The organism is Streptomyces pseudogriseolus (genome assembly GCA_002154585.1).
GTDB lineage: Bacteria > Actinomycetota > Actinomycetes > Streptomycetales > Streptomycetaceae > Streptomyces > Streptomyces pseudogriseolus.
In genome coordinates, this window is the sequence record MUNG01000236.1 from 42,260 (window position 1) to 52,999 (window position 10,740).

A 10,740-nucleotide genomic window follows, 5' to 3' on the forward strand; every position below is an offset into this window, starting at 1 on the left:
CCTCGCCCGGGCGCTCACGACGCGCTCCCGGTGAGCGCCCCGCCGAGGAAGACCTCCACCAGCTCGCGTGGGGTGAGGTCGGGTTCGCCGTCCGTGCGCGGCTGGGTGAAGAGCAGCCCGATGAACAGGGCCGCGATCTGCTCCGGCGGCCGGCGCAGGGCGTCCTTCTCGGGCTCCAGCAGGTCCGCGAGGGCCGCGCGGACGCGGGAGGTCGACTCCTCGCGGCCGGCGCCGCGCACCGTGCCGGGGTGCTTGCCGCCGTGATGCCCCAGGGAGCCCATGATCGCGCCGAGCCGGTCCATGTGCGCCTGGAGCGCCTCGGCCGCCTCCGCGAGCCGGTCGGGCAGCGGCTGGGACACGTCGATCGCGTCGAGTTCGCGTACGGCGTGGTCGGGGGAGAGGGCCTCGGCGACGCACGCCTGCAACAGCTCCTCCTTGTCGGCGAAGACCCGGAAGATCGTGCCCTCGCCGATGCCCGCCGCGCGGGCGATCTTCGCGGTCGTCACGGCGGAGCCGTACTCGGTGAGCAGGGGAAGCGCGGCCTGGACGATCATCGCCCGCCGCTGCTCCGGTGACATGCCGGGAGCGCGGCGACGCGCGGGTGCGGTGGGTTCCTTCTTGACTGCTGTCATGGGCACAGCGTACGGAGTGAGTACTCACTCCGTCAATGAGTGAGTACTCACTCCGCTCGTGTCGGGGTGGCCGGTCCGCCCGGCACGCCGCCCGTCAGGCCGCCCCGAACGCCGTGAAGGCCCAGCCCGTCGCCCGGTGCAGCGGGTCCGGGGGGAGGGCCGCCCGTGCGTCGCGCAGCGCCTCCGGGAGCGGGAGCCCCGCGGCCAGGCCCTCGTGCAGGGCGAGCATCAGCGGGACCACCGCCGCGTCGTTGACCGGGGCGCTGCACGCCACCACGCCCGCCGTGCCCAGCGGCAGCAACGCCGTGACCAGACCCAGCAGTTCGTCCGCGCCGACCGTGGCGAAGCGGGCCGTGTCGCAGCAGGACAGGATGATGCGGTACGGGCTGCGGCCGAGCCGTTCGAAGTCGTGCACGATCAGCGGGCCGTCGGCCATCCGCAGCGAGGAGAACATCGGGCCGTCCGTGCGGAACGTGCCGTGCGCCGCGATGTGCGCGAGACCCGCCCCGTCCAGTTCCGCGAGCACCCGCGGCACCGACGCCTCCCCGTGCTCCAGCACCGTCGCCCCGCTGTAGCGGGCGGCCAGCCGGGTCACCTCCGCGCCGCCCGTCGCCAGACCCGGGCCGCGCACCAGCACCTTGCGCCCGCCGCGCGGCGGACGCGTCTCCCGGGCACGCAGCCAACTGCTGGCCGACGGCGACACGCTGACGACCCGTTCCCGCAGCGACGGCAGCAGCGCCCACGGCACCCGGTGCAGCCGCCCCGGCGGCACGATCACCACCGGCCCCTCGCCGAGGTGCGCCGCGGCGGGCCCCAGCAGCAGCTCCTCCAGACGGCGGCCCGCCGCCTCCACCACCGGCAGCCGCGCCTGCGCCCCCGGATGGGCGAGCCGCCGCAGCCCCGCCTGCACATGCTCGGCCTCCGCCTCGGCCGCCGCCAGCAGCCCCGCCTCGAACCGGCGCACCCGGCCCTGCCCGCACAGCAGCACCTGCACCCGCCCGTCGACCACCGCCAGCTCCACCAGCCGCACGCCGTCGCCCAGTCGCTCCAGGAGGCGGCCGGCGTCGAAGCGGGCGTCGTCGCCGTGCGCCTCGCCCCGCATGTGCAGGGTGCGGGAGCGGATCGCCCGCTCCAGGCGGCGCTGCTCCCGCTCCAGCGCCGGCACCGGCCTGCCCTCCATCCGGGCCTCCTCGGCGCGGGCCGCGATCTCCCGGTAGGCGGTCATGTGGCTCAGCAGCTCCGGGTCGGCGGGAGGCCGGGTCGGCGGCGCGGACAGCGCCGTCGCCCGCCAGCGCTCGCTCCACACCAGCAGCCGCCGCGGCCCGCCCGACCGCAGCGCCGCCTGCTGCGCCAGCGCCGCCAGTTCCGCGCCCTGCGCCGTGGCCCGCGCCCGCAGCTCCGACGCGCCCAGCGTCATCCGGTGGTCGTCCAGCACGTCCAGCCCGCGCCGGCACGCCTCCAGCACGCCCCGCGTCGAGCCGGCCGCCCGCGCGCGCAGCGCCTGCGCGGCCCAGCCCGTCATCCGCGCGAGCGGCGGCCCGTTGTGCCGGCTGCGCGCGGCCACCGCCAGATACGGCTCGGCGTCCGCCGGCCGGCCCAGGTCCAGCGCGATCCGCCCGGCCAGCAGGAACGCCTCCGGGGCGGCCGGCGCGCCCAGCCCGGCCAGCGTTCCCGCCACCGCCGCCGCGTCCGCGACCAGCTTCCCGGAGCCCTTCCCGGCCGCGTGCCGGGCGCCGATCAGCACCAGCCGGGCCTGCGCCTCCCACCAGGTGCGCCGCTGCCCCGCGAACAGCCGCACGGCCAGTTCCGCCCGCGCCGTCGCCGTCGCCGGGTCGTCGGCCTGCCGGGCGGCCCGCGCCGCCGCCAGCAGCAGCTCCGCCTTGCGCGTCGACTGCCCGCCGATGGAGTCCAGTTCGGCGATCGCCGTGTCCGCCTCGGCCAGCGCCTCCGCCGCCAGACCGGCCGCCATCAGCACCTCGCACCGCCGGATGCTCAGCATGAACGTCGGCGTGCCCAGCTTCGCGTACCGCTCCTCCGCCTCGTCCAGCAGCCGCAGCGCCGCCGGCACGTCACCGGAGCGGAACGCGGCCAGCCCGCGGCTCTCCACCGCGTCCGCCTTGTCGTGTTCCTGGTCCGTGACCGCCCACAGGTCCTCCGCCGACGCGAAGTCCGCCTCCGCCCGCTCCACCGCGCCCAGCGCCAGATGCACCGTCGCCCGCAGGGTCAGCGCCCGCGCCGTCCAGATCACGTCCCCCGCGTGCCGCAGCACCGGGACGGCCCGCCTCACGTCCTCCAGGGCCTCCTTGTGATGGCCCAGCACCCACCACGCGTACGCCCGCCGGAACAGCACCCGGGCCCGGGTGTGGCCGGTGCCGCGCCGCACGCCCCGGCCCAGGGCGTCCAGCCCCTGCCGTGTGCGCCCCGAGTGCACCAACGCGACCCCGAGCGTGGCGAGGACGTCCGCCTCCCGGTCCGCCGAACCCGCCCGCGCCGCCCAGTCCCGCGCCCGCCGCAGATGCCGCAGGGCGAGCCGCGTGTCCCCGAAGTCGCGCTGCCAGATGCCGATCACCTGATGGGCGACGGAGGCGTGCAGGGGAGTGGGACGGCGGCGCAGCACGGCCTCGGCCTGCGTCAGCGCCTCGTTCGGGGCGGCGAACACCAGCGGAAGGAGGTCCTGCACCGCGTCGCTTCCCGCTGTCACCTCCACGATGGTAGTGGCCTTCAACCACACCTCACAGATGCGGCGTTGTATCAGAGGGCCGTCCTGGGGCTCTTCTTCACGAAAGCTCCGCGGCCCAGGCCCCGTCGCCCCAAGTGGAGGACTCGCCATGCCACCTCGTCGCTTCCATGAGCAGTACCGGCAGATCCAGCGCTCCATGCCCGACGTCCCGCTGGCCGTGGGACCCGACGACGCGGGCGAGTTCCTCTACGAGAAGGGCGTCGTCCTCGCCCGCGAGGGGGAGGAGGCGCAGGTCGTCGAGGACACCGTGCGCGGGCACTTCCGGACCTTCGCCGCCGGCGTCCCGGACCGCGTCCGCCGCCTCGGCCCCGCCGGCGACCGCTCCGGCGTGGTCCGCATCCAGGTGTCCGACCCCGGCGAGGGCGACGCCGCAGGCGACCCGGCCGTCACGGGCGCGCTGCGCGCGCTCGCCGCGGTGGAGGGCCGCACCGGACGCCGCATGGTCAGCCGCAACCACGTGGTGCACATCGCCGTCAACGCCTGCCCCGGCGACGAGCCGGTGCCCGTGTCGCGCGACGCCTGGCCCAACCCGGCCGTCGCCGAGGCCGACGGCGAACCCGGCGGGGACGCCGCCCGGGTCTTGGTCGTCGACACCGGCCTGATGCACGACTACCGCGACTACCCGCCGCTCGCCCGCACCCAGGGGGACGCCCAGGTCGCCGAGTGCGACGACGACGGCATCCTCCAGCAGTACTGCGGACACGGCACGTTCATCGCCGGGCTGGTCGCCGCCGTCGCCCCGCACACCGACATCACCGTCAGCAACGCCCTCAACGACGCGGGGGCGGTGCTGGAGCACGAGTTCGGCGAGAAGCTCTTCGACGCCGTCGACGCGGGCGGCTGGCCCGACGTCCTCAGCCTCTCCGCCGGCACGACGAACGGCCGCACCGACGGCCTCCTCGGCGTCGACGCCTTCATGCGCGAACTGCGCGGGCAGCACACGCTGCTGGTCGCCGCCGCGGGCAACAACGCCAGTGCGACACCGTTCTGGCCCGCCGCCTACGCCGACCTGCCCGGCTACGAGGACGCCGTGCTGTCGGTCGGCGCGCTGCGCGCGGACGGCGCGTCCGGCGCCTGCTTCACCAACCACGGCGGCTGGGTGAAGGCGTACGCCCCCGGCGAGCGGCTGACCAGCGCCCTCACCGGGTTCGGGACACCCGTCCCCTACGTGTACCAGCACTCCACGTACGACACCTGCCGCTACGGCTTCAGCTACCCCTGCACCTGCCATCACCCGCGTCACACGGGCGTGTTGAGCGAGGACGGCGCTTCCGCCAAGCCGGACCAGGTGATGTTCGAGGGGCTCGCCCAGTGGAGCGGCACCTCGTTCGCCGCCCCCGTCGCGGTGGGCATGATCGCCGCGCACATGACGGCGCGCGGTGTGCGCGACCCGCGTGCGGCCCGGCGTGAACTGCTCGACGACGTCGACGAGTTCGTGGACGTGCGCGGGGCGCACAGGCCGGCACTGCTGCCGCCCACCTGGCGCCCCGTGCGCGTCCCCCCGGCGCCCACCGCGCGACCACGATGAACGGAACCGTCCCCTCCGCGGCGTACCATGACGTGCCGTACACGAGGGGTGGCACCGTGGAGCGTTCGGAAGTCGGCGCGTTGGTCCGGTCCGCTGTCGACGGTGACGCGGCGGCCTGGAAGGCGATCGTGGAGGGCCTGGGCCCGCTGGTCTGGTCCGTGGTGCGGGCGCACCGGCTGTCCGACGCCGACGCCCACGAGGTGTACCAGACCGTCTGGTTCCGCTTCACCCAGCACCTGGACCGGCTGCGCGAGCCGGAGAAGGCGGGCTCCTGGCTGGCCAGCACCGCCCGCCACGAGTGCCTGAAGGTGCATCGTCAGGCGCGGCGGCTGGTCCTGACCGACGACCCGCAGGTGCTCGACACGGTCAGCGAGGACGGCGCGCCCGAACAGGCGCTGCTGGAGACCGAGGAGGCCGCCGCCCACGGGGAGCGGGTGCGGCGGCTGTGGCAGGCGTTCGAGGAACTGGGCGAGCGGTGCAGGCAGTTGCTGCGCGTGCTGATCTCCTCGCCGCCGCCCAGTTATCAGGAGGTGTCCGCCGCGCTCGACATCGCGGTGGGCAGTATCGGGCCGATGCGCCAGCGCTGTCTGCGCCGGCTGCGGGCCCGGCTGGAGGCACGGGGGACGGCATGAACGACGACATCGACGACGGCACGGGCTTCGGCGACGGTACGGACTCCGGCGACGGTCCGGGCGTCGAGGAGGAACTGCTCGAGGAGGAGCTGCGGCAGGCCGCGTCCCTCCTGGACCCGGTGCCCCCGGCACTGCTCCAGGCCGCGGTGGACGCGTTCGCGCTCCGCGACCTGGAGGCGCGGGTCGCCGAGCTGACCTTCGACTCGCTCCTCGACGCGCTTCCGGTGCGGGGCGCGGCGGCGGCCCCGCGGATGCTGACGTTCAGCGCGGGCGAGGTGACGCTGGACGTCGAGCTGACCGAGGAGGGCCTGATCGGCCAGGTCCTCCCCCCGGCCCCCGCCCGCATCGACCTCCTCACGGCCTCCGGCCCGGCCACCCCGCTCACCACCGACGACATGGGCCGCTTCACGGCCCCGGCACCACCGCACGGCCCCTTCGCCCTCCGCCTGCACACACCGGAGGAGACGGTCATGACGGAGTGGCTGCGGGCCTGAGGGACGCGCCCGCCTCACACCGCGTCGATCAGCGACGCCAAAGCCGACGCCAAGCGGGTCACCCCTTCGTGGGACGGGCCGCCCGGTTCCGTCATGTAGGTGTCGCGGCGGATCTCCACCATCAGGGCCGTGACCTCCGCCCGCCTGCCGTAGTACGTCAGCGGTACGTACGTGCCGGCGAACGGGCTGTCGAGCCCTGTCTCCCCGCACGCGGCGAACGCCTCGCGGGCCGCCGTGAGCAAGGCAGGCGGGGTGTGGAAGGCGTCGGTGCCGAGGCACACCGGCGGGCGCGGGCCGGCGCCGTGGAGCTCGTAGGGCAGCGCGGCCGTCGGGTACGAGTGGACGTCGACGATCACGCACCGCCCCGTCGCCGCGAGCCGGTCCGTCACCGCCTCCTCCATCGCCCGCGCGTACGGGTGGAAGTACCGCTCGATCAGCGGGCCCGCGTCGAAGCCGTCGGGGCGCAGCACGTCCTTGTGCGTCGTCCGCGTGTAGACCGCGCCCATACCGACGGCCAGCATCTCCTCCCGCTCGTCCGGGAACCGCTCCGGGTCCACGACCAGCCGCGACAGCCGGTTCACGAACCGCCACGGTGTGACCCCCGCCGCCCAAGCCGCCTGCTCGGCGATCGCCGCGGTGTGCGCGTCGGTGATGTGGTCCAGCTCCCGCTCCAGCGCGGCGTCGTCCAGGACGATCCCGGACCGTACGTCCCCCGGTATCTCCCGCGCCGAGTGCGGCACATGCAGGATCACAGGGGAGGCGGGGTCGCCGGGGAGGAGGTCGAACGAGGGCGGCACGACGGTCATGCGCTGCTCCAAAGGTGCTGTCGGTTGTGTACGACGATCAAGGTGCCACACGCCACTGACAACGGCCCCGCAGCCCCCGCGTCGAGCCCTGGACACGACTCCGCCCCGGCCGGGCGCGTGGCCGGCCGGGGCGGAGTGCGGGAGGCGTCAGGTCAGCTCAGGGACGCCAGCAGCTCGTTCCACGTGGTGGACGGGCGCATGACCGCGGAAGCCTTCGCCGGGTCGGGCTGGTAGTAGCCGTCGATGTCGGCCGGCTTGCCCTGGACGGCGGCCAGCTCCTCGACAATCTTCGCCTCGTTGGCCGCGAGGGTCTCGGCGAGCGGCGCGAACGCCTTCGCCAGGTCCGCGTCCTCGGTCTGCGCGGCCAGCTCCTGCGCCCAGTACAGGGACAGGTAGAAGTGGCTGCCGCGGTTGTCGATGCCGCCGACGCGACGGGTCGGGGACTTGTCCTCGTTGAGGAAGGTCGCCGTGGCGCGGTCGAGGGCGTCGGCGAGCACCTTGGCACGGCCGTTGCCGGTCGTCGTCGCGTAGTGCTCCAGCGACGGCACCAGCGCGAAGAACTCACCGAGGGAGTCCCAGCGCAGGTAGTTCTCCTTGACCAGCTGCTGCACGTGCTTCGGCGCCGAGCCGCCCGCGCCCGTCTCGAAGAGGCCGCCGCCCGCCATCAGCGGCACCACCGACAGCATCTTGGCGCTGGTACCCAGCTCCAGGATCGGGAACAGGTCGGTCAGGTAGTCGCGCAGCACGTTGCCGGTGACCGAGATGGTGTTCTCGCCGCGGCGGATGCGCTCCACCGACAGCTTGGTCGCCTCGACCGGGTTGAGGATCTGGATGTCCAGGCCCTCGGTGTCGTGCTCCGGCAGGTAGGCCTTCACCTTGGCGATCAGGTTGGCGTCGTGCGCGCGGGTCTCGTCCAGCCAGAAGACGGCCGGGTCGCCGGTGGCGCGGGCGCGGGTGACGGCCAGCTTCACCCAGTCGCGGATCGGCGCGTCCTTGGTCTGGCAGGCGCGGAAGATGTCACCGGCGGACACGGCCTGCTCGATGACGGCGTCGCCGTTCCGGTCGACCAGGCGGACCGTGCCGGTGACGGGGATCTCGAAGGTCTTGTCGTGGCTGCCGTACTCCTCGGCCTTCTGCGCCATCAGACCCACGTTCGGGACCGAGCCCATCGTCGACGGGTCGTAGGCGCCGTGGGCGCGGCAGTCGTCGATCACGGCCTGGTAGACGCCGGCGTAGGAGGAGTCCGGGAGCACCGCGAGGGTGTCGGCCTCCTGGCCGTCGGGGCCCCACATGTGGCCGGAGGTGCGGATCATGGCCGGCATGGAGGCGTCCACGATGACGTCCGAGGGGACGTGCAGGTTGGTGATGCCCTTGTCGGAGTCGACCATCGCCAGCTCCGGGCCCTCGGCGAGCTCGGCGTCGAAGGACGCCTTGATCTCGGCGCCCTCGGGCAGGTTCTCCAGGCCCTTGTAGATGCCGCCCAGACCGTCGTTCGGGGTGAGACCGGCGGCGGCCAGCTTGTCGCCGTACTGCGCGAACGTCTTCGGGAAGAAGGCGCGCACCACGTGACCGAAGATGATCGGGTCGGAGACCTTCATCATCGTGGCCTTCAGGTGCACGGAGAACAGCACGCCCTCCTGCTTGGCGCGGGCGACCTGCGCGGTGAGGAACTCGCGCAGCGCGGCGACGCGCATCACGGAGGCGTCGACGACCTCGCCCTTGAGGACCGGCACCGACTCGCGCAGCACGGTGGTGGAGCCGTCGTCGCCCTTGAGCTCGATGCGCAGCGCGCCGTCCTCGGCGATCACGACGGACTTCTCGGTGGAGCGGAAGTCGTCCTGGCCCATCGTGGCCACGTTGGTCTTGGACTCGGCGGTCCAGGCGCCCATGCGGTGCGGGTGGGCCTTGGCGTAGTTCTTCACCGAGGCGGGGGCGCGGCGGTCGGAGTTGCCCTCGCGCAGGACCGGGTTCACGGCCGAGCCCTTGACCTTGTCGTAGCGGGCCTGGATCTCCCGCTCCTCGTCGGTCTTCGGGTCGTCCGGGTAGTCCGGCAGCGCGTAGCCCTTGGCCTGAAGCTCGGCGACGGCGGCCTTGAGCTGCGGGATGGACGCCGAGATGTTCGGCAGCTTGATGATGTTGGCCGCGGGCGTCTTCGCCAGCTCACCGAGCTCGGCGAGGGCGTCCGGGATGCGCTGGTCCTCGGTGAGGTACTCCGGGAACACGGCGATGATGCGCCCGGCCAGCGAGATGTCCCGCGTCTCCACGGCGACACCCGCCTGCGAGGCGTACGCCTGGACCACCGGCAGGAAGGAATACGTCGCCAGGGCCGGGGCCTCGTCAGTGTGCGTATAGATGATGGTCGAGTCAGTCACCGGGTGCTCCGCTCCACGTCTGCAACATTGCTCGACATCAAGATATCTTGTGACGGGCCCGTGCTCGACAGGGGTCCACGCCGAGTTGTCCGGGAACACCCGTCGCGGGGCCCCGCACGCCGGGCCGCAGCGCCTCGCGGCCGCCGCGGCCCGCCGCCGTCGGACCGGCCCGCCGCCGTCGGACCGGCCCGCCGCCGTCAGACCGGCCGGCCCGTGGTCATGTCGTCCGGCGCCGCCGACGCGTCCCGCTGGGACGGGATCAGCACCGTGCCCTGCTGGAGGGCGACCGTGCGCGCGGGGGACGGGATGCGGATGCCCTCCTCGCGGTAGCGCCGGTGCAGCCGCTTGATGAACTCGTGCTTGATCCGGTACTGGTCGCTGAACTCGGCCACGCCCAGGATCACGGTGAACCCGATGCGCGAGTCGCCGAAGGTGTGGAACCGCACCGCCGGCTCGTGCTCCGGCACCGCCCCGGTGATCTCGGTCATCACATCGGCGACGACCTCCTTCGTCACCCGCTCCACGTGCTCCAGGTCGCTGTCGTACGACACGCCGGCCTGGACCAGGATGGTCAGCTGCTGCTGGGGCCGCATGAAGTTGGTCATGTTCGTCTTGGCGAGCTGGCCGTTGGGAATGACCACCAGGTTGTTCGACAGCTCACGGACGGTCGTCTGGCGCCAGTTGATGTCCTCGACGTAACCCTCCTCGCCGCTGCTCAGGCGGATGTAGTCGCCCGGCTGCACGGTCTTGGAGGCGAGGATGTGGATGCCCGCGAAGAGGTTCGCGAGCGTGTCCTGGAGCGCCAGCGCGACCGCCAGACCGCCCACGCCGAGGGCGGTGAGCAGCGGGGCGATGGAGATGCCCATCGTCTGGAGCCCGACGAGGAAACCGATCGCCAGGACCACGATCCGGGTGATGTTCACGAAGATCGTCGCGGACCCGGCCACGCCGGACCGCGACTGGGTGACCGAGCGGACCAGATCCGCCACCACCCGGGCGGTCGCCACCGTCGCGACGAAGATCACCAGCAGGGTCAGCGTCTGGTTGGTCGTGTGCTGCACGGTGCGCGTCAGCGGCAGCGCCGCCGCCGCGGAGGCCGCGCCGCCGGCCATGGCGGCCCACGGGACCACCGTGCTCAGCGCCTGCACCATGATGTCGTCGCCGCGCCAGGCGGTGCGCTCGGCGTGCCGACCCAGCCAGCGCAGCAGCATGCGGAGCAGGAACGCCGCCAGCAGTCCGGCGGCGAGGGCGATACCGGCCTGCACCAGATCGTCCACGGTGAGGGAGCGGGTCACCGCGCACCCCCCGCGCACCCCTGGGCCGACGGCCGCCTCTCCTGGGCCGAGAGCCGTATGTGAAGTCGTGTCACGTGAAGTCACCTGCTCGAGGTATACGGGATCCACCGGTGCCGCACCCGCGTTGACCTGCGGGGGCACCGTCGCTCATCCTGCCGTATTCCGCAGGGCAGTTCGTACCACGCGCCTCGTCCCACGCCGGCCCGAACGCCGTGGCGGACCCCCGACGCGAACCGGGCCG

General features: G+C 73.5%; 8 protein-coding genes. 3 read left to right on the plus strand and 5 right to left on the minus strand.

What is annotated here, in order from left to right; all coding sequences use genetic code 11:
• Nucleotides 1-14: 14 nt before the first annotated feature.
• Together CCN29_RS21490 and CCN29_RS21495 are read right to left on the minus strand one after the other, a co-directional pair.
• On the minus strand, nucleotides 15-554 hold the full coding sequence (locus CCN29_RS21490) for a TetR/AcrR family transcriptional regulator (protein ID WP_006130313.1): 540 nt from the start codon (nucleotides 552-554) through the stop codon (nucleotides 15-17).
• A gap of 172 nt (nucleotides 555-726) precedes the next feature.
• On the minus strand, nucleotides 727-3,333 hold the full coding sequence (locus CCN29_RS21495) for a CHAT domain-containing protein (RefSeq protein WP_078883020.1): 2,607 nt from the start codon (nucleotides 3,331-3,333) through the stop codon (nucleotides 727-729).
• Nucleotides 3,334-3,460: 127 nt separating this feature from the next.
• On the opposite strand from CCN29_RS21495, the gene CCN29_RS21500 reads away from it, so the two are divergent.
• The 3 genes from CCN29_RS21500 to CCN29_RS21510 are packed head-to-tail and all read left to right on the plus strand — an operon-like array spanning nucleotide 3,461 to nucleotide 6,026.
• On the plus strand, nucleotides 3,461-4,900 hold the full coding sequence (locus tag CCN29_RS21500) for a S8/S53 family peptidase (RefSeq protein ID WP_086683806.1): 1,440 nt from the start codon (nucleotides 3,461-3,463) through the stop codon (nucleotides 4,898-4,900).
• A gap of 56 nt (nucleotides 4,901-4,956) precedes the next feature.
• Nucleotides 4,957-5,532, plus strand: coding sequence for an RNA polymerase sigma factor (locus CCN29_RS21505; RefSeq protein ID WP_006130310.1), 576 nt, complete (start codon nucleotides 4,957-4,959; stop codon nucleotides 5,530-5,532).
• Nucleotides 5,529-6,026, plus strand: coding sequence for a hypothetical protein (locus tag CCN29_RS21510; protein WP_031022982.1), 498 nt, complete (start codon nucleotides 5,529-5,531; stop codon nucleotides 6,024-6,026). Before CCN29_RS21505 ends, CCN29_RS21510 begins: the two co-directional genes overlap by 4 nt.
• A 14-nt stretch (nucleotides 6,027-6,040) precedes the next feature.
• On the opposite strand, the gene CCN29_RS21515 is transcribed toward CCN29_RS21510, so the two are convergent.
• From CCN29_RS21515 to CCN29_RS21525, 3 genes are all read right to left on the minus strand, one after another.
• Nucleotides 6,041-6,832 carry an N-formylglutamate amidohydrolase gene (locus CCN29_RS21515; RefSeq protein ID WP_006130308.1) on the minus strand — a complete coding sequence of 264 codons (792 nt, stop codon included), beginning with the start codon at nucleotides 6,830-6,832 and terminating at the stop codon, nucleotides 6,041-6,043.
• Between the two features lie 152 nt (nucleotides 6,833-6,984).
• Entirely contained in the window at nucleotides 6,985-9,204 is a 2,220-nt protein-coding gene (locus CCN29_RS21520) for an NADP-dependent isocitrate dehydrogenase (protein WP_031022983.1), read from the minus strand.
• 197 nt (nucleotides 9,205-9,401) lie between these two features.
• On the minus strand, nucleotides 9,402-10,499 hold the full coding sequence (locus CCN29_RS21525) for a mechanosensitive ion channel family protein (RefSeq protein WP_006136133.1): 1,098 nt from the start codon (nucleotides 10,497-10,499) through the stop codon (nucleotides 9,402-9,404).
• Between the last annotated feature and the right edge of the window lie 241 nt (nucleotides 10,500-10,740).

Excerpts from the sequence above, each read along its gene's own strand:
- CCN29_RS21515 (WP_006130308.1), bottom strand. The coding sequence starts at position 6,832 with ATGACCGTCGTGCCGCCCTCGTTCGACCTCCTCCCCGGCGACCCCGCC.
- CCN29_RS21510 (WP_031022982.1), top strand. The coding sequence starts at position 5,529 with ATGAACGACGACATCGACGACGGCACGGGCTTCGGCGACGGTACGGAC.
- CCN29_RS21490 (WP_006130313.1), bottom strand. The coding sequence starts at position 554 with ATGATCGTCCAGGCCGCGCTTCCCCTGCTCACCGAGTACGGCTCCGCC.
- CCN29_RS21500 (WP_086683806.1), top strand. The coding sequence starts at position 3,461 with ATGCCACCTCGTCGCTTCCATGAGCAGTACCGGCAGATCCAGCGCTCC.